Origin of the sequence: Plantactinospora sp. CA-294935 (genome assembly GCF_050936445.1) — a bacterium.
Lineage (GTDB): Bacteria > Actinomycetota > Actinomycetes > Mycobacteriales > Micromonosporaceae > Plantactinospora.
On record NZ_JBNJMU010000001.1, the window covers coordinates 5,875,059 to 5,893,445 of the forward strand.

General features: G+C 71.2%; 13 protein-coding genes. 1 reads left to right on the forward strand and 12 read right to left on the reverse strand.

The features are described from left to right. Positions 1–24 precede the first annotated feature (24 nt). The 9 genes from ACQEVC_RS26175 to ACQEVC_RS26215 all read right to left on the reverse strand — a co-directional run bounded on the left by ACQEVC_RS26175 (position 25) and on the right by ACQEVC_RS26215 (position 13,609). The gene (locus tag ACQEVC_RS26175) at positions 25–726 is read right to left on the reverse strand and encodes a TetR/AcrR family transcriptional regulator (RefSeq protein ID WP_432882319.1); all 702 of its coding nucleotides are present in this window, start codon (positions 724–726) and stop codon (positions 25–27) included. A gap of 116 nt (positions 727–842) precedes the next feature. Next, positions 843–3,035 (reverse strand): alpha-glucuronidase, encoded by a 2,193-nt coding sequence (locus ACQEVC_RS26180; protein WP_432882322.1) that lies wholly within the window; start codon positions 3,033–3,035, stop codon positions 843–845. Further along, positions 3,032–5,122 carry a beta-galactosidase gene (locus ACQEVC_RS26185; RefSeq protein ID WP_432882324.1) on the reverse strand — a complete coding sequence of 697 codons (2,091 nt, stop codon included), beginning with the start codon at positions 5,120–5,122 and terminating at the stop codon, positions 3,032–3,034. Before ACQEVC_RS26185 ends, ACQEVC_RS26180 begins: the two co-directional genes overlap by 4 nt. A 76-nt stretch (positions 5,123–5,198) precedes the next feature. Continuing rightward, positions 5,199–5,888 (reverse strand): hypothetical protein, encoded by a 690-nt coding sequence (locus ACQEVC_RS26190; RefSeq protein ID WP_432882327.1) that lies wholly within the window; start codon positions 5,886–5,888, stop codon positions 5,199–5,201. Continuing rightward, entirely contained in the window at positions 5,885–7,429 is a 1,545-nt protein-coding gene (locus ACQEVC_RS26195; RefSeq protein WP_432882330.1) for a GH39 family glycosyl hydrolase, read from the reverse strand. The genes ACQEVC_RS26190 and ACQEVC_RS26195 overlap by 4 nt, the downstream gene beginning before the upstream one ends. Positions 7,430–7,543: 114 nt before the next feature. Beyond that, positions 7,544–9,184, reverse strand: coding sequence for an ABC transporter substrate-binding protein (locus tag ACQEVC_RS26200; protein ID WP_432882332.1), 1,641 nt, complete (start codon positions 9,182–9,184; stop codon positions 7,544–7,546). A 56-nt stretch (positions 9,185–9,240) separates the two neighbouring features. After that, the gene (locus tag ACQEVC_RS26205) at positions 9,241–10,203 is read right to left on the reverse strand and encodes a carbohydrate ABC transporter permease (RefSeq protein ID WP_432882334.1); all 963 of its coding nucleotides are present in this window, start codon (positions 10,201–10,203) and stop codon (positions 9,241–9,243) included. Further along, positions 10,200–11,195 (reverse strand): ABC transporter permease, encoded by a 996-nt coding sequence (locus tag ACQEVC_RS26210; RefSeq protein ID WP_432882337.1) that lies wholly within the window; start codon positions 11,193–11,195, stop codon positions 10,200–10,202. Before ACQEVC_RS26210 ends, ACQEVC_RS26205 begins: the two co-directional genes overlap by 4 nt. After that, positions 11,192–13,609, reverse strand: coding sequence for a glycoside hydrolase family 3 N-terminal domain-containing protein (locus tag ACQEVC_RS26215; protein ID WP_432882339.1), 2,418 nt, complete (start codon positions 13,607–13,609; stop codon positions 11,192–11,194). Before ACQEVC_RS26215 ends, ACQEVC_RS26210 begins: the two co-directional genes overlap by 4 nt. 292 nt (positions 13,610–13,901) lie before the next feature. On the opposite strand from ACQEVC_RS26215, the gene ACQEVC_RS26220 reads away from it, so the two are divergent. Further along, entirely contained in the window at positions 13,902–14,939 is a 1,038-nt protein-coding gene (locus tag ACQEVC_RS26220; RefSeq protein WP_432882341.1) for a LacI family DNA-binding transcriptional regulator, read from the forward strand. 69 nt (positions 14,940–15,008) lie between these two features. Here the strand turns inward: ACQEVC_RS26220 and ACQEVC_RS26225 are convergent, their stop codons facing one another. The 3 genes from ACQEVC_RS26225 to ACQEVC_RS26235 form a co-directional block, all read right to left on the reverse strand. Beyond that, the gene (locus ACQEVC_RS26225; RefSeq protein WP_432882344.1) at positions 15,009–15,923 is read right to left on the reverse strand and encodes a cation diffusion facilitator family transporter; all 915 of its coding nucleotides are present in this window, start codon (positions 15,921–15,923) and stop codon (positions 15,009–15,011) included. A gap of 140 nt (positions 15,924–16,063) precedes the next feature. Beyond that, entirely contained in the window at positions 16,064–17,080 is a 1,017-nt protein-coding gene (locus ACQEVC_RS26230) for an ABC transporter substrate-binding protein (RefSeq protein WP_432882346.1), read from the reverse strand. Positions 17,081–17,256: 176 nt separating this feature from the next. Further along, a complete protein-coding gene (locus ACQEVC_RS26235; RefSeq protein WP_432882349.1) occupies positions 17,257–18,246 on the reverse strand; it encodes a LacI family DNA-binding transcriptional regulator in 990 nt (329 codons plus the stop codon). Between the last annotated feature and the right edge of the window lie 141 nt (positions 18,247–18,387).

An 18,387-nucleotide genomic window follows, 5' to 3' on the forward strand; every position in this document is an offset into this window, starting at 1 on the left:
CGCCCAAGCCGGACGGCGGGGCGGTCAGCCGCGCTCGCGGATCCGGTCCAGGCCGTCCAGGATCAGGTCGAGCCCGAACTCGAACTCGCTCTGGTCGTCACACCAGCCCAGCGTCGAGTCGGGATCGTCGTGGGCGATCTCGGTCAGCATCCCGACCAGGTGTGGGAACTGCCCGGCCATCTCCGCCATCGCGGCCGCCGGATCGGCGCTACCCGCACCGCTGTTCGGGTCGAACAACTCCTGGGTGAAACCCAACGCCCGACTGCCCAGCGCGTGCAGCGCGCGGTGCGCCAGGTCGTAGGAGAAGCCGCCGTCGCGCATCAGGCCGAGCAGGGCGTCGTAGTAGCGCAGCACCGCCGGGCTGGTGTTGGTGCGGGTCTCGAAGACCCCGGGAGCCCACCGGTGCCGGAGCAGGACCTCGCGGGCGGAGAGGATCCGCTGGCGTACCGCCTTCTTCCAGTCGGCGCCGCTGGCCGGTACGTCGATCCGGTCGACGACCTCGTTGATCTCCGTCGCGATCACGTCCACGACGCCGTCGAGCACGTCCTCCTTGTTGGCGACGTGGTAGTAGAGCGACATCGCCTCGGCCCCGAGGTGCTCCGCGAGACGACGCATCGTCAGCGACTCGATGCCGCCGGAGTCGGCGACGTCGACCGCGGCCCGCAGCACCCGCTCGCGGCTCAACGGGATCCGGGGCTCGGCACCGGGCTCGGCTTGGCTGGCCACCTACCTCAACTTTCCTCCGGGACGACATCGTACAAGGCGTGTCGGGGCCCGGACCGCAGGTGGCAGGTGGCCTGGCGGACGCGCCGGCGGTCGGCGGCGGCCACCGGCCGGCGGGTTCAGTGGATCCGGCGGCCGTGCGCGTCCGGTACTCCGGACTTGCGGAGGAAGTAGGTGTTCACCTTGTCGCGCCACTCCTCGGCACAGCGCAACTGCTCCGCGAGCCGGTCGGTCACCCGGGCGTGCAACGCCGGATCCAGCAGACCCGCCGGGCCGATCCGCTCCCACCGGCGCACCATCTCCGCCACCTGCTCGACACCGGCGAAATGGGTGTCGTAGATGTGCTGGATCACCGTCGACCCGGAGTGCAGTACGTGCTGGTAGGGCACGTGGTGGAAGAAGAGCAGCAACTCGTCCGGGCAGGTTTCCAGCGACTCGTACCGGTCCGCCCAGGGCTGCGGGTACTGGCCGGTGAACCCGGTTCCGGTGGCCCGGGTGCGGTCCACTCCGACGCCGTCCCGGTCGGCGAAGTGGTAGGTGCCCCACCGCGAGTACTCGTAGCCGTCCACGTCCGGGCCGTAGTGGTGCCCCGGCGCGACCATGAAACCGACCCCGAGCGGTGCGGTGTACCGCTCGTAGCCGCGCCACGAGTCGTCCAGCAGCGCGTGCAGCGTCCCGCGCAGCAGGTCGGGATCGGCGGTCGCCGACGGTGTGAAGGTGAGGTCGATCCACTCGTCGAGTACGGCCAGCGGGTCGAGGTCAGGTGCCCAGGCCAGCCGGCCGACGGCGTACAGGTTGGCCTGGGCCAGCGGGTGTCCGGTCCAGTAGTGGTCGTCGCCGACGTTGGAGACGACCACCAGACCGCCGCCCCCGGAAGCGGCAACGCCGCCGTCGTCTCCCGCCGTGCCGGCGGCCACCGAGGCGACCGTCGGCCGGCCCGGACCCCAGGGCGCGAACCGGAGCACCTCGCTCCAGCACGGACCCAGATAGCAGACGTGCCGCTGCTGTCCGGTGTACTCCTGGGTCGCCTGCACCTCCACCGCCAGCCGGGTGCCGGGCATGGCCGCGAGCACCGGGGAGACCGGCTCGCGGGTCTGGAAGTCCATCGGACCGTGCTTCACCTGCACGATCACGTTGTCCCGGAACCGGCCGTCCAGGGGCGTGAAGTGGTCGTACGCCGCCCGGGCCCGGTCGGTGGACCGGTCTCGCCAGTCCTGTCGGTGGTTGTAGACGAAGGCACGCCAGTGCACCACCCCGCCGTACGGCGCCAGGGCGTCGGCGAGCATGTTGGCGCCGTCGGCGTGGGTGCGCCCGTACCGGTACGGGCCCGGCTGCCCCTCGGAGTCGGCCTTCACCATGAAGCCGCCGAAGTCCGGGATGGTCTCGTAGAGCCGCCCGGCGGCCCTGGTCCACCAGGCCCGCACGTCGCCGTCGAGCGGGTCGGCGGTGGGCAGCTCGCCGAGGGTGACCGGCGCGGCGAAGTTGACCGACAGGTGCACCCGGATCCCGTACGGGCGGACCAGGTCCGCGATCGCGGCGACGTCGTCGAGCCGGTCGGTCAGCAGCCGGGTCGCCGTGCCGTACACGTTGACGTTGTTGACCGTCATCGCGTTCATGCCGCAGGCGGCCAGCAGCCGCGCGTAGTCGCGTACCCGGTCGGGGTCGCGGCGCGGCGCACCGTCGCACCAGAAGATCGACCCGCCCGCGTAGCCGCGCTCGACCTGCCCCATCACCGGATGCACGTCGACGTTGTCCCAGTGACTGACCAGCCGTAGCCGCATCGCCGGCCGGTGCCGCTCGACCGGCCGGTCGGCGCCGAACGCCGCCGGGCCGAGCCGGACGACGTGGAACAGGCCGTAGAGCAGCCCGGCCGGCTGGTCGGCCAGCACCGCCGTGACGCCGTCCCGGCGGGCCAGCGCGAAGCCCTCCGGGCCGAGCCCGCCGCGATCCGGTCCCAGCCCGCGCCCGACCTCGGCCGCGAGCGCCGCACCGGCCGGCAGCAGCCCGGTCGTGCCGAGCGCGAACACCAGGTCGTACCGCCCGTCGCTGTCGCTGTCGCTGTTGCCGTCGCTGTCGCTGTCGCCGGTCCGCTCCGGCCCGGCCGCCCCGCCGGGCAGGTGGCCGACCGTGCCGCCGTAGCGGGCGCAGGCCCGGGCGACCTCGTCCCGCACCGTCGCCACGAGCATGCCGTCGCCGCAGACCAGCGTCCGGCCCGAACCGATCGCCCGGAACGCCTCCGGCGGCAACCAGGCCGGATGCGCAGACGTCGGGTCGGCGCCGACCCGGCCGGTGCCCGACCCGTCGGCGGTCATGGCGTCCCTGCCCGGAAGTTGTCAGGATTCGTCGCCGGTCGGGCCGGGACCGGGTCCTCGCGCAGCACCAGCACGCCCGACGGGGCGAGCCGGATCGGCTGGCCCGGCTCGATCCGGCCCCCGCCGAGCAGGTCGGTACCGGCGGTGTGCGCCGCCGTCTCGACCGGTTCGGCACCGTGGTTGAGCAGGAATCGCAGCCGCGTCCCGTCCGGGCCGACCCGCACCGTCGACTCCAGGCCGGGCACGTCCGCGTACGGCCCGACCAGGTCGTGCCGCTCCAGTACCCGGCGGACCACCCAGTGCACTCCCGGCTGGTCGAGGCCGGCGGCGACGTACCAGCCGTGGCCGGCGCCGTAGCTGTTCCGGGTGACCGCCGGAGTACCGGCGTAGAAGTCCGCCTGGTACGTGCCGAGCACCTCGGCACCCTGCGGTATCACCAGCTCGAAGAGAAGCCGCGATTCGACCTCGACCTCCACGTCCGGGCCGGCGCCGTGCAGGCGTACCGGATTGACCACCTCGGGCGGACGGGCGTCCCACTCGTCGATCCGGATGCCCATCAGCGGCCCGAGCGGACCCGGCACGTCCATCAGGAAGGCGTTGTCGTCCTCGTCGACCCGGCCGGACAGGAAGGTGGTCAGCACCGAACCGCCGCGCTCGGCCACCGCCGCCAGCCGCTGCGCCAGGTCACCCTTGAGCATGTGCAGTGCCGGCGCGACCACCACCTGGTAGCCGGCGAGGTCGGCGGTCACCGGTACGACGTCGACGTCGACCCCGGCCTCCCAGAGCGCCCGGTAGTACGCGTGCACGATCTGCTGGTAGCGCAGCAGCCGGGACGGGCCGTCGGAGATCTCCAACGCCCACCAGCTGTCCCAGTCGAAGAGCAGGGCGACCCGGGCCGGGGTCCGGCCGCCCAGCGTCGCCGGGCCGAGCCGGTCCAGCTCGGCGCCGAGTTCGGCCACCTCCCGGAAGACCCGGGTGTCCTGCCGCCCGGCGTGCCCGATCACCGCGCCGTGGTATTTCTCGCAGGCGCCGCGCGAGGCGCGCATCTGGAAGAAGAGCACGGCGTCGGCGCCGTGCGCCACCGCCTGCCAGCTCCACAGCCGCATCACCCCGGGCCGCTTCAGCGGGTTGACGTCCCGGGACGCGGTGTAGCTCGGGGTCTGCTCCATCAGCCAGAACGGCTGGCCGCCCTTGAGCCCGCGCATCAGGTCGTGGGCCAGCGCCATCCAGGCCGGGGAGTTGTCGTCCGGCGGGTAGTTGTCCCAGGAGGCGAAGTCGAGGTGCGGGGCCCAGCGGTGGTAGTCGATCGGCCGGTACATCCCCATGAAGTTCGTGGTTACCGGGACGTCCGGACTCGACTCCCGGATGGCCGCCTTCTCGTCGGAGAAGTTGGCCAGCATCGCGTCCGACATGAAGCGCAGGTAGTCGAGGGTGATGCCCTGAAAGGCGGTGTGGTTCGGCCCGCGCCAGTGCTCGGTCAGCGCCGACGGCGGCTCGATCTCGGCCCAGTCGGTGAAGGTGTGCGACCAGAAGGTGGTGTACCAGGCCGCGTTGAGCGCGTCGATGCTGCCGTACCGGTCGCGCAGCCAGTCGCGGAAGCCGGCGGCACAGAGGTCGCAGTAGCAGGCGCCGCCGTACTCGTTGCCGACGTGCCAGGCGACGACCGCCGGGTTGCCGCCGTACCGGCGGGCGATCCGCCGGGCCAGTTCGGTGGAGAGTCGACGGAAGACGGGAGAGCTGGGGCAGGAGTTGTGCCGCTGGCCGTACCGGTGCTTGCGGCCCTCGAAGTCCGTCCGGGTCACCTCCGGGTGGGCCCGGGCCAGCCAGGCCGGGTGCGCGCCGGTGCCGGTGGCCAGGCAGATCTGCCGGCGCTGCGCGGTGGCCTGCTCGACGATCCGGTCCAGCAGGCTGAAGTCGTAGACGTCCGGCCCGGGTTGGGTCAGCGCCCAGTCGAAGACGCCGAGCGTGACGGTGTCGATCCGGGCGGCGTCGAAGAGCCGGTAGTCCTCCTTCCAGACGTCCTCGGGCCACTGCTCGGGGTTGTAGTCCCCGCCGAATGCGACCTTCGGAATGGCGGGCAGGCTCATGCCGGCACTCCGCTGCGCTCCGTGCCGTCCTGAGGCTCGTCGGCGCCGGGTTTGATGGTTCGCTCGCTGCGCTCGCTCACGCGGTGAACTCCTCTTCGACCTTGCTGACCAGTGGGCGGCAGTTGCGGAGCAGGGCCAGCGTCAGCACCGAACCGAGCAGCCCGAGTACCGCCTCGGAGGAGACCCAGACGACGCCGGCCGCCACCACCAGCAGGCAGGCGTTGCCGAGGGTGACCCCGGGGGTGTGCCCGAGGAAGTGCATCGCCAGCCGGGCGACGTCCCGGATCCGGAAGCTGAACAGCGACGTGATCACCAGGGCGTTGATCCCCCACAGGGTGACGCCGAGCGCCACCAGCAGCAGCGGTACCCGCCACCATCCGGGTACGCCGGCGGCGCCGAAGTAGCTGAGGTTCAGCGCGACGATGGTCAGCCAGGCCAGCCAGGGCAGCCAGATCGCCAGTACGCCCCGGGCGTTGGCCCGGTAGCCGCGCCAGAACAGGGTCGCCGGGTTCAGCTCGGTCAGGTCCGGGCGGTGGTGGCGCAGCGCGTACAGCGCGGCGGAGAGGGCCGGCCCGAGCGGCAGCGCGCAGAGCGCGACCAGTGGAAGGTTGCTGGCGTGCCGGTCCAGCAGGAAGAGCGGGACCAGGCCGGGCAGCGTGGTCAGCACCAGCAGCAGCTCCACCACCAGCAGGCTGTAGAGCAGCGCCATGGCCCGGGACAGCGGTCCGGTCCCGAACCGGCTGCCGGCCTGCCTCGTGTCGTTCACTCCGGCTCCTCTCGGGGCGTTCGGTCCGCCGGTGCCAGGCCGAGGAGCCGGTCCTCGTCCCACCACGGCGGGGTCTCGTCGACCACCGCCGTGATCTCTACCAGGGTCACCTCGTGCCGGGCCAGGGTCAGGTCGAGATCGGCCCGGCCGGCCACGACCGGCAGGCTCCGATGGGTGCGGGCCGGCTCGGCCGCCTCCCGCAGCGCGTCGAGCTGGCCGGGGCGCGGCGAGCGCGGCCGACCCATCTCCGACCAGGCCGTCCAGGCGTTGCCCAGCTCCTCGTTGACCGTCGCGCGGAGCAGGAAGGCGGAGGTGGCGCCCGGCGGTCCGACCGGGACGGAGAGCGCCACCCGATGCCGGTCGACGGGTGCCGCCCCGGTGACGTCCACCGGGGCCCAGGCGAGCACCGCGATCCGGCCGGCGGAGTCCCGGGTCACCAGGTGGTCGGTGCCGCGCGCCAGCACCTGGTCACCGAGCCGGGCCAGGAAGGCGTACAGGTGGTAGGTGGGTTTCTTGATCTGGCGGTGGGTGAGCAGACCGAAGCCGCCGTGGAAGAGCGAGGTCGGGATGCCGACCTCCTCGAACATGTCGCTGAAGGTCCAGTACGAGAAGGAGTCGACCAGCTCACCGCCGCCCGCCAGCACCGGGGCCAGGTACGCGGCGTGGAACGCCGTGTCGTGGATCGGGTTGTCCGGCCGGTACGACGAGTTGAACTCGGTGACGTGCACCGGCAGTCCGGCCAGGGCGGTGTCCCGGAGCAGCTCCCTCGGCGTGCCGAACTGCTCCAGCAGCCGGGATGCCGGAGCCAGCGTCTGGTGTACGCCGAACGGCACGTGCTGGGCCGGCCCGGAGGTGTACGCGTGCTTGCTGACGAAGTCGACCGGCACGTCACGGGCCGCGACGAACTCGGCGAAGCGCGGCAGCCACTCGTCGGCGCCGGGGGAGATGGCCGGCCCGCCCACCTGGAGGTCGGCGTCCACCTCCTTGACGGCGTGCGCGGTCACCTCGTAGAGCCGGTGGTACGCCTTCTCGTCGGCGCCCTGCCAGAACTGCTCCAGGTTCGGCTCGTTCCACACCTCGATCGGCCAGCGGCGTACCTCGGCGAGGCCGTACCGGTCGACCAGGTGCCCGACGGTGGCCCTGACCAGATCGGTCCACTCCGACTCCGAGCGGGGCGGGGTGACGTTGCCCTGCCACCAGAAGACGGTCTGGTCGCCGGAGGCGAGCGCGGCCGGCATGAAGCCCAGCTCGACGAAGGGCCGGATGCCGAGTTCGAGATAGGCGTCGACCACCTGGTCGACGTAGCTGAAGTTGTGCTGGATCCGGCGCGAGCCCTGGTGCTGGTAGGGCCGGTAGACGCCGACACCGTCGCTGAGCAGCCCGTGCCCGCGGATGTGCCGGAAGCCGATCTCCCGCTGTACCAGCGCGAGGGAGTCCTGGTAGTCACGCCGCAGCGCCAGGTCGAAGCGGCCCGTGCCGACGCAGGCCCGCCAGGCGTCGGTCAGCCGACCGCTCGGCTGCTCCGGTACGCGGATGTGCATCGTGGTCCTCTGTTCCGTGTCGCGCGGACCCGCCCGCACCGGTGGTGCGGGCGAACCGCTGCGCCGACACCCGGTCCGGTCGCGCCCGCGGCGGGCACGACCGGACCGGGAAGGTCAGCCGTGTTCCTTCTGGTACCGCTCGTACGCCTTCTGCACCTGGTCCATGTAGGCGTCCATGTTCTTGCCCTTCAGCTCGGCCAGGTAGGCGTCCCACTGGGCGAGGTCCCGCTGACCGAGGATGAACTGCAGGGTCGCCTGGTAGACGAAGTCCCGCAGCGGCGTCTGCCACAGCGACACCTGCTCGCGCTCCTCGTCCGTGAACGGGTACGGCGGCGCCACCGCCCGTGGCGTACGGGCGTTCATCACCTTCTGGAACTCCTGCTCCTCGGGGGAGAAGAAGGACTGCACCAGCTCCGGCTTGCCGCCGTAGGCGAAGACGCCGTTGTAGAACCCGAAGTCCTTCTGCAGGTGCTTGGGAGCCTTGGGGTTCAGCCCGATGACGTTGACGTCGGGGGCCAGGGTGGGCTTGCCGGAGGCGTCCCTGACGAAGGTGGTGCCCTCGACGCCCCAGCGGGCGAACGTCTGCCCGTCGTCGGAGTAGAACAGCCAGTCGATGAACTGCATCATGGCGACGAAGTTCTTGCTGTCCCGGGCCTTCTTGGAGATCATGATGCCGTTCTCCAGCCGGGGGGCCGGGTTGATCTCGCCGGCCGGGCCGATCGGCAGCGGGATCTTGGTCAGCTTCGCGTTCGGCAGAGTCTTCGCCAGGTCCGGGCGGTAGTCGTTGACCAGCGTCTGCGCGTTGCTGCTGATCACGAACGACTTGCCGTTGGCCAGCTTCTGCCGGGCGTTGTCGTCGGTCTGGGTGAAGCTCTCCGGGTCGAGCAGCCCCTCCTTCACCAGCTTGTTGAGGTAGGTCAACATCTCCCTGTACTTGTCGCTCGCGGCGGTGTAGAAGAGCTTCTTGGCGCTCGGGTCCCAGCTCACGTGCTGGAAGTTCCAGCCGGCGCCCTCCATGCCGTACGAGGCCGCGAGGATGTTCAGCAGGTTGCCGGCCGGGTTGGGCTGGCTGAACCGGTCGGAGAACGGGAAGGTGTTCGGGTACGCCGCCTTCATCGCCTTGAGTACGGTGTAGAGCTCGTCCCAGGTCTTCGGGATCTCCAGGTTCAGTTCCTCGAGGATGTCGGTCCGCATCGCGAGCGAGTAGTCGTGCCAGGGCTTCTCGTGCACCCCGGGCAGCAGATAGAACTTGCCGTCCGCCTGGCGCCGCTGGTTGATCTCAGGAGTGAGGTTCCACTTCTCGATCTTGTCCTTGAAGTTCGGCATCAGGTCGAGATAGTCGCTGACCGGAAGGATGGCACCGGAGGAGACGAAGGTGTCCTCCTGGGGCGGGTACGTCTTCGGGATGATCATCGGTGCGTCGCCGGCACCGATCAGCAGGCTGCGCTTCTGCTCGTAGTCGCTCAGCGGTACGGCGACCGGCTCCAGCGTGACGTTGGTCCGCTTGTTCAGCTCCGTCCAGAACAGCCAGTCGTTCTTCAGCGGATAGTTCGGGTGGTTGTTGTAGAGGATGGAGAAGGAGACCGGCTCGGTCGCCTTGAACTGCTGGTTGACGCCGAGTTCGGCCATTGCGCCGGCGCGGTTCTCCGAGAGGTCCTCGGACTCCGCATCGTCGCCACTGCCGCAGGCGACGAGCGAGAGGGTGAGCGCGCCGGCAGCGACCACCGCTGCTCGGCGCCGGGCTCGTTGGAACATCAGGCTTCCTTTCGCTGGTGGTTCGTGGGTTCGACGGCTCACCTCCGCCTGCCGGGCTATCCCTTCACCGCGCCGAGCATCACGCCCGACACGAAATACCGCTGCACGAAGGGGTAGACCAGCAGGATGGGCAGGGTGGTGAGCACGATGGTCACGGCCTTGAGCGTCGCCTCGGCCTGTACCTCGTTCGCCTCGTTGATGGCGCCGACGTTCTCCGCGCCGACGGCCCCGGCGATCAGGTTGCGCAGATAGACGGTGACCGGCAGCAGATCCTGCCGATCCATGTAGAGGAAGGCGGAGAACCACGAGTTCCAGAAGGAGACGGCGTAGAAGAGGATCATCGTGGCGATCACCGCTTTCGACAGCGGCAGCACGATCCGCAGCAGGATCCCGTACGTGTTCAGGCCGTCGACGGCGGCGGCCTCCTCCAGCTCCACCGGCAGGCTCTCGAAGAACGCCTTCATGACCAGCAGGTTGAAGACGCTGATCGCGTTCGGCAGCACGATCGCCCAGATGGTGTTCGTCATGCCCAGGCTGCTGATCAGGACGTAGTTGGGGATCAGCCCGCCGTTGAAGAACATGGTGAAGACCGCGATGCCGATCAGCACGGTGCGGCCCTTGAGGTGGTGCTTGGAGAGCACGTAGGCGAAGCAGGTGGTCAGGACCATCGCGATGGCCGTGGCGACGACGGTGTAGACCACCGTGTTCCGGTAGTTGGTCCAGAACAGCGAGTCCGACATCACCAGCTTGTAGGTGTCGATGTTGAAGCCGCGCGGCACCACGCTGACCTGGCCGGCGATGATGTACGCCTCGTCGCTGAGCGACCGGGCCACGATGTTGAGGAACGGGTACAGCGTCACCACCACGACGCCGGTCAGCACGATGGCGTTGATCACCTGGAACACCCGGTAGCCCCGGGTGGTCTGGATGCCCCGCCGTCGCCGGGGCCGGCCGAGCCGCTCGGTGGCCCGCTCCGGGTCGGCGGCTTCGGGTCGTACGGTGCTGGAATCCACGGTCACCACAGGCTCGTCCCCACTGTGCGACGGGAGATCGCGTTCGCGGACAGGACCAGGGTCAGCCCGATCAGGGCCTCGAAGAGTCCGATCGCGGCGGCGTAGCTGAAGTTGCTGGACTGGAACGCCATCCGGAACAGGTACGTGGAGATCACGTCCGCTGTCGGGTACGTCAACGGGTTGTAGAGCAGCAGGATCTTCTCGAAGCCGACCGCCATGAACGTACCGATGTTGAGGATCAGCAGCGTGACCATCGTGGGCCGGATGCCGGGCAGGGTGACGTGCCAGGTCTGCCGCCACCGGTTGGCGCCGTCGATCCGGGCCGCCTCGTAGAGGTTGTCGTCGATCGTGGTCAGGGCGGCGAGGTAGAGGATCGTGCCCCAGCCGACCGTCTGCCACACCTCCGAGGAGACGTAGATGGTGCGGAACCACTCGGGCCGTTGCAGGAACGGGACGGGATCCCCGCCGGTGGCCTGCACGAGCTGGTTCACCGTGCCGTCGGTGGAGAGTAGCTGCATCACCATCGCGGCCACGATCACGATCGACAGGAAGTGCGGCAGGTAGGAGACCGACTGGACGAACCGTTTGAGCTTGCGGGTCCGGACCTCGTTGAGCAGCAGCGCCAGGATGACCGGCAGCGGGAAGCAGACCACCAGGGTCAGCGTGCCCAGGATCAGGGTGTTGGTGAAGACTTCCCAGAACGTCGGGTCGGACAGGAACATCTTCACGTAGCGCAGGCCGACCCAGTACTCGCCGAAGACGTTGCCGCCGGGCTGGAAGCGCCGGAACGCGATGATGTTGCCGAGCATCGGCAGGTACCGGAATGTCAGGAAGAACAGCAGCGGCAGGATCGCCAGCGAGTAGAGCTGCCAGTCCCGGCGGATCGCCTGCCGCCACGTCCGGCGGTGTTTTCGGGACCGGCGGCCGGTGGCGCCGGGGTCCGGCCGGTCGGGCTCGACGGTCACGGGCGGTGGGCCCGCGGTTGTGGGTGCACTCATCCTCGTACCTCCGCGGCGGTGGGCGGGAGCGTGGGGACCGGCTCGACCCGGGCCGGCGACAGCAACCGCCGCCGGTGGCCGACCTCGCGTTCGGCGCCGGTGAGGCGGAGCCGGATCGTCGCCGCCTGGTCACCGCTGGAGCGGCCGAACCGCAGCTCCACGTCGCCCGGCTCGACGATCCGCCGGCCGTGCAGCCCGGTGAACGAGGTGACGTCGGCCGGGACCGTGAACGTCGCGTACGCCGCCTGGCCGGCCTCCAGCGGGACCCGGGTGTAGCCGACCAGCCGGACCACCGGTCGGGTGGTCTGCGCGACGGGATCGTGCAGGTAGAGCTGCACCACCTCGGTGCCGGCCCGGGAGCCGGTGTTGCGGACCGCGACCCGGACGGTCACCTCGCCGTCGACCGGCCAGCCGGTGACCAGGTCCGGATCCACCTCCGGCCGCCCGTCCGGCCCGACGACCTCCGGGGTACCCCACTCGAACGTCGTGTAGCTCAGTCCGTGCCCGAACGGGAACGCCGGGGTCGGGTCGACCGACGACACCTCCGAGCGGTGGCCCAGCGGCGGGGCGAGATAGCTGGCGGGCAGCCCACCGGCGTCCCGGGGCACGCTCACCGGCAGCCGTCCGGACGGGTTCACCGCGCCGGTGAGCACCTCGGCGAGCGCCTGCCCGCCCCGCTGACCGGGGAAGAAGCCTGCCACGACGGCGGCGGCCGGGTCGAACTCGTCGCCGAGCGCGTACGGGCGACCGGCCAGCAGCACCAGCACCACCGGGGTACCGGTGCCGAGCACCGCCGCCACCAGTTCGGCCTGTACGCCCGGCAGCCGCAGGTCGACGGCGTCACATCCCTCGCCCGAGGTCCCCCGACCGAACAGACCGGCCCGGTCACCGACGGCGAGTACGCAGACGTCGGACTCCCGCGCGGCGGCCACGGCCTCGGCGAAGCCGGAGGTGTCGTCGCCGGTGATGCCGCAGCCCGGCGCGTACCGCAGTCCGGGGTGGAACTCGCGCAGGGCGTCGCGCAGCGAGGGGATCTCCACCCCGAGCCCGTGCTCGGGATGCCGCACTCCGACGTGGGCGGGGAAGGTGTAGCAGCCGAGCATGCCGATCGGGTCGTCGGCGAGCGGGCCGACCAGCGCCACCCGTTGCTCCGGGGCCAGCGGCAGCACGCCGTCGCCGTTGCGGAGCAGGACGACGGACTCCCGGGCCAGTCGCAGCGAGACGTCCCGGCTGACCTCGTCGTCCAGGCGCAGCCGTTCGACGTCGTCGGGCACCGGCCGCCAGTCCTCGTCGAGCAGGCCGAGCTCGGCCTTCTGCGCGAGTACCCGGCGCAGGGCCCGGTCGACCAGCGCCTCGTCGACCGCGCCGGCGCGGACCGCCTCGACCAGCGGGGCGCCGAAGGCGTCCACAGTGGGCAGTTCGACGTCGATGCCGGCCCGCAGCGCGAGCCGGGCGGCGTCGCCGGGCTCGGCGGCGACCCGGTGCAGGGTCTGGAGGAACCGGACCGCGAAGTAGTCGCCGACCACCGTGCCGGTGAAGCCCCACTCGTCGCGGAGCAGGCCGGTCAGCAGGCTCTCGTCGGCGGCGACCGGTACGCCGTCGATCTCGGCGTAGGAGTTCATCACCGAGCGGGCGCCACCGAGGCGCAGCGCCATCTCGAACGGCGGCAGGATGACGTCGGCGAGTTCCCGGCGCCCCATCGGTACCGGGGCGAGGTTGCGGCCGCCCCGGGATGCCGAGTAGCCGGCGAAGTGCTTCAGGGTGGCGACGACGCCGCCCTGCTCCAAGCCCCGCACGTACGCCGCGCCGATCGTGCCGACCAGGTACGGGTCCTCGCCGATGGTCTCCTCGGTCCGGCCCCACCGGTAGTCCCGGGTCACGTCCAGCACCGGGGCCAGGCCCTGGTGCACCCCGGCGGCGCGCATGGAGCGGGCGATCCGGCCCGCCGCCTCCTCGACCAGCTCGGGATCGAAGGAGGCTCCCCAGCTCAGCGGCGCGGGATAGACGGTGGCCCGCCAGGCGGCGAAGCCGGTGAGGCACTCCTCGTGGACCTGGGCCGGAATGCCGAACCGGCTCGCCGCGACGATCTCGGCCTGTGAGGCCGCCAGTGAACGCGCGCCGGCGACCGGGTCGACCGGCGCGGTGCCGAACGGGCGGGTGAGCTGGCCGAGCCCGTGCCGGATGACGTCGTCCCACCGCGGCGCGTCGTCCATCATCTCGAACTGGTGCGGGGCGACCCCCTCGCCGGAGGCGTCGGCGCCGACCCACACCCCGACCAGTTGGGCGACCTTCTCCTCCAGCGACATGAGGGGGATGAGAGCCTCGGCCCGGTCGGTGGCGGAGAGTCGCGGATCGCGCCATGGCGCGGCGATGTCCGTCGTGGCGCCCCGGGCCACGGGCAACTGGCTCTTCATGCCACCCCTTCGGGCCGACCGTGGCACCGTCCGGTCCGGACAGTGGGCTGGTCAGGCCGGCGAGTCTTCGAAACTTTCGGCAATATCCGCGTTACCTGTGCGGGGGAACCTATGCGTCGTGGCGAAGATGTGTCAAGGGTGTCTGAACTGCTGGATCCGTGACCACATCGCATATCGTGCGTAGAGCGGTCCGGACGGTCAGCCGGATGTCGCCGCAAGATCGAACCGTGGCGGGTCCGCCCGGTGTTAGGGTTTCGCACCGAAAGTTTCGGATAGTTGCGGGAGGCTGTCGATGACGAGGTCCCGGCGGATCGTCAGTACCGGTGCCGCGACGATCGCGACCATCGCCGACGAGGTCGGGGTCTCCCTGACGACCGTCTCCAAGGTCCTCAACGGCCGCTCTGACGTGGCGCCGGACACCCGGGCCCGGGTCGAGGCCAGCCTCGAACGGCACCGGTACCGACGTCGCACGAAACGCCAACCGACCGAGGTGGAGCAGATCGACCTGGTCTTCCACCAGCTCGACTCGGGCTGGGCGACGGAGATCATTCACGGCGTGCAGGCGGTGACCGGCGCCGCCAAGGTCGACGTGGTGCTCTCCCAGTTGGGCGGCGAGCACCGGCCCTCACAGCAGTGGCTGGAGGGGGTACTGCTGCGGCGGCCGCTCGGCGTACTGCTGGTGCTCTGCCACCTGACCGAGCCGCAGCGGCAGCAGCTCCAGCGCCGGTCGATTCCGCTGGTGGTGGTCGACACCGACAGCGCGACCTCGGCCTCGGTGCCGACCGTCGGCTCCAACAACTGGAACGGTGGGCTGCTCGCCACCCGGCACCTGCTGGAGCTGGGCCACCGCCGGGTCGCCTGCATCTCCGGCCCGGAGGACGTGCTGTGCAGCCGGGCCCGGGCTGCCGGTTTCCGTTCGGCACACGACGAGGCCGGGATCCCGGTCGACCCCGAGCTGGTCCGGTACGGCATGTTCGCCGCGCACGCCGGCTACCAGCACGGGCTGGAGCTGCTGACCCGGCCCGACCGGCCAACGGCGATCTTCGCCGGTTCCGACATGCAGGCGCTGGGGGTGCTCCGGGCCGCCCGGCAGCTCGGCCTCGACGTGCCGGCGGACCTCTCGGTGATCGGCTACGACGACCTGCCGGTGGCCTCCTGGGTCGGCCCGGCCCTCACCACCGTCAACCAGCCGCTGCGGGACATGGCCGGCACCGCCACGCAGATGCTGCTCGACCTGGCCCGGGGGGTGGAACTGTCGACCACCCGGATCGACCTCGTCACCGAGCTGGTCGTCCGGGAGAGCACCGCACCACCCCGGCGGCCCGGCTGAGCGCCGGCTGCCCGCCCCCGCTACGGCGGGCGGTGCTAGGTCGGCCACCGGAGGCCTGACCGGCCGTCGTCACCAGTCGGCGTCCTGGCACACCTTGTGCGTGGTGGGCGGCTCGATCTGCAGGGTGCAGTGGTCGATGCCGAAGCCGTCGTGCAGCCGGGCACGCGCGGCGGCGAGTACCGGGGCGACGTCGGCGCCGGGGGACAGGGCGAGGTGTGCGGAGGCGACGTCCATCCCGGAGGTCAGGGTCCAGACGTGCAGGTCGTGCACTCCGGCGACGCCGGGTACGCCGGTCAGGCTGGTCGCCACGGCGGCGACGTCGATGTGCGGCGGCGCGGCCTGCACCAGTACCCGTACCGCGACCCGGGCCAGTTGCCAGGTGCGGGGCAGGATGAACAGGCCGACGGCGACCGCCACGACCAGGTCGGCGTAGCGCCAGCCGGTGGTGGCGATGACAACGGCGGCGACGATCACCCCGACCGAGCCGAGCAGGTCGCCGAGCACCTCCAGATAGGCGCCCCGGACGTTGAGACTCTCCTTGGCGCCGGCACGCAGCAGCAGGAACGCCACGACGTTGGCGGCGAGGCCGACGATCGCGACCACCAGCATCGGCCCGGCCAGCACCTCCGGCGGGTCGTCGAACCGGCGTACCGCCTCGACGATCACGAAGATCGCCACACCGGAGAGCAGTACCGCGTTGGCCAGCGCGGCGAGCACTTCGAGCCGGTAGAGCCCGAAGGTGCGCTGGGCGTGCCGGGCGGCCCGGCTGGCGGCGGTGATCGCGGCCAGGGCCAGACCGATGCCGAGCACGTCGGTGAACATGTGCCCGGCGTCGGAGAGCAGCGCCAGCGAACCGGTCCACCACGCCGCCCCGGCCTCGAGCAGCAGGACGGTGCCGAGTACGGCTACCGCCGCCCAGAGCGGCCTGCGATGGCGCTCGCCGGCCCGCATCGCCTGGCCGCCGTGGTCGTGGCCCGCGCCCATCTGCCCAGCCTCCCGCCGTCGACGCCGATGGGGACAACATATGCGGACATTGCAATGTATGCAACTTGAAACTGGATCCCGATCCCGATCCAGCGGCCGGCGGCCCGGATGCCGACGCGGAAGCCGCTTTCCGGGCCGGCTCAGCCCAGTGGCTTCACCTTGTCCAGCCAGCCCGCCACGTCCCGATAGATCGGCGCGCTGGCGAGGTAGCTGTACGGGGCGGCCGGCTTCCACGGGTAGACCTGACCGGCCTTCACCGCCGGCAGGTTGGTCCAGGTGGGGATCTTCTCGGCCTTACCCGCCACGCTGGTCACCTCCCGACCGTCGTAGACGACGACATCGGCGGGGAAGCTGCCGATCTGCTCCCAGCTGATCTCCTGGAAGTACTCGCCGGGTCCGAGTTGCGCCGACGGCAGCACGAACGTCATGCCCAGCGCCGCCAGGTGCTTGAGATCCGGGTGGGCGTTCGGGTCGGCGACGTAGAACTTCTCCGGGTCGCGGGAGACGGCGAGTACCCGCAGCCCCGGCTTTGCCGCGACCGCCGCCCTCACCTCGGCGACCGCCGCGTCGAAGTCCGCCCGGGCCGCTTTCACCGGCCCGGCCTCCGGGTCGGCGCCGAGCTGCGCGGCGAGCCGCATGAAGCCGTCGATGATCTGTGGCAGGTCGAGCCCGGGCATCTTCATGCCGATCGACGGGGCCAGTGCGTCGACCTCGTCGACACTGGCCTGCGGGACGTACCAGAGGGTCTTGTCGTCGAAGGAGAGGTCGACCAGGAGTTCCGGGCGCAGTGCGGCGTACCGCTCCAGGTTGAACTCGCCCCAGGTCCTGCCGATGACGTCGAGCTTGTCCAGTTCGATGTTCCCGGCCTGGTAGTTGAGCTTCCCGTCGGTGGTGCCCAGTTCTCCGTACGCCCCGGTCACCCGGAAGCCGGCGTCCCAGAGCGCGGCGGCGGCACTGCTCTGTGCGACCACGCGGGTCGGCCGGCTGGCCAGCTCGACGGTCCGGCCCCGCCCGTCGGTGTAGCGGAACGGCACGGTGCCGCCGGAGGCGCCGCCGCCCGGGGAGCCGGCGTCACCGCAGGCGGCGAGTCCGAACAGTACGCCGGTGGCGCCGACGCCGCGCAGGAAGCCGCGCCGGGTCACGAGGTGCGCAGACATGCTTCTCCAGTCGTCTCGGGTGCGATCGGGTGCGGGAGGGCGACGCCGTGGTTAGGTTAGCCTGACCTAAGGCGCATGGCGCAACCCCCTGTGACCCGCTCCTCCCACCGGCGGAGGATTGAGCCTCAGACGACTCCTCGACGATCAGCGGCAGCGGCTCCCCCGGAGGACGAGCGTCAGGCACTCTCCCGGAGGATCAGCTCGGACGGGTACGCGGTGGCCGGCGGCACCCAGGCCCGCTCGAGTACCGCCGCCGCGGCCGCCGTGGCGATCTGCTCGACCGGATGGCTCGCGGTGGTCAGGGCCGGCGCGCTCAGCGCGGCGAACGGCACGTCGTCGAAGCCGGCCACGGCGATGTCCCCCGGCACGTCGATCCCGCGCCGCCGCAACGCCGCCAGCGCACCGAGCGCCATCGCGTCGCTGTTCGCGAAGACCGCGTCGGTGTCCGGCCAGCGCTCCAGGATCGTCAGCATCGCGGCCTGTCCGCCGGTGGCGGTGAAGTCGCCCGGCACCAACCGGATCGGCAACCCCACCACCCGCGTCACCTCGCGGTAGGCGGTGACGGGCCGTCGGGTGCAGGGCATCCAGTCCGGCCCGGTGATCATCGCGATCCGCCGGCGCCCCGAGGCGAGCAGGTGGCCGATGATGCTACGGGCCGCGCCGCCGTTGTCGACGTCGAACGACGGTACGTTCCGGGAACCGATGCCGATCGACACCGTGCGACCCTGTAGCGCGGTCGGCACCGCCTCCAGGATCCGTTCGGTGGTGTTGACCATCAGCACCCCACGGACGCCACGGTCCTCCGCCAACTGCCGTAGTCGGGCCGGCGCGTGCAGCGGCAGCCACTCCAGGGACACTCCGACCTCCCGACGCGCGCAGACCTCGGCCGCGGCCCGCACCACCCGGTCGACGTACGGGTCGTGCAGCACCGTCGGCACCGCGCCGGCCACCGCCACGACCAGTCGTACCCCGGCGCCGGTGGCCAGGGCTCGGGCCGCCGGGTCGGGCGCGTAGCCGAGTTGCGCGGCGGCCGCGACGACCCGGTCCCGGGCGGTGGCGGAGGCGGCGCCGTATCCGGCGATGACCCGGGAGGCGGTGGACCGGGAGACCCCGGCCGCCCGGGCCACGTCCTCCAGGGTGGCCCGCCGCGGTGGCCCGCCGGTCACGCCAGCTCCCCCGAGCGGACCTGACCGGGGCATGGTGCTGCGGAGACGCGACGACCGGGCTGAGCCATGGAAAAATCATGCACCCGCGACGCAAGCATCGGCGAGCCGGTGCCCGTCTACACGCGTTGTCGGACGACTTCA

Bases quoted from the DNA above. Each gene is read 5' to 3' on its own strand.
- ACQEVC_RS26230 (WP_432882346.1), bottom strand. From the start codon at position 17,080: ATGTCTGCGCACCTCGTGACCCGGCGCGGCTTCCTGCGCGGCGTCGGC.
- ACQEVC_RS26180 (WP_432882322.1), bottom strand. From the start codon at position 3,035: ATGACCGCCGACGGGTCGGGCACCGGCCGGGTCGGCGCCGACCCGACG.
- ACQEVC_RS26210 (WP_432882337.1), bottom strand. From the start codon at position 11,195: ATGAGTGCACCCACAACCGCGGGCCCACCGCCCGTGACCGTCGAGCCC.
- ACQEVC_RS26195 (WP_432882330.1), bottom strand. From the start codon at position 7,429: ATGCACATCCGCGTACCGGAGCAGCCGAGCGGTCGGCTGACCGACGCC.
- ACQEVC_RS26220 (WP_432882341.1), top strand. From the start codon at position 13,902: ATGACGAGGTCCCGGCGGATCGTCAGTACCGGTGCCGCGACGATCGCG.
- ACQEVC_RS26225 (WP_432882344.1), bottom strand. From the start codon at position 15,923: ATGGGCGCGGGCCACGACCACGGCGGCCAGGCGATGCGGGCCGGCGAG.
- ACQEVC_RS26215 (WP_432882339.1), bottom strand. From the start codon at position 13,609: ATGAAGAGCCAGTTGCCCGTGGCCCGGGGCGCCACGACGGACATCGCC.
- ACQEVC_RS26200 (WP_432882332.1), bottom strand. From the start codon at position 9,184: ATGTTCCAACGAGCCCGGCGCCGAGCAGCGGTGGTCGCTGCCGGCGCG.
- ACQEVC_RS26185 (WP_432882324.1), bottom strand. From the start codon at position 5,122: ATGAGCCTGCCCGCCATTCCGAAGGTCGCATTCGGCGGGGACTACAAC.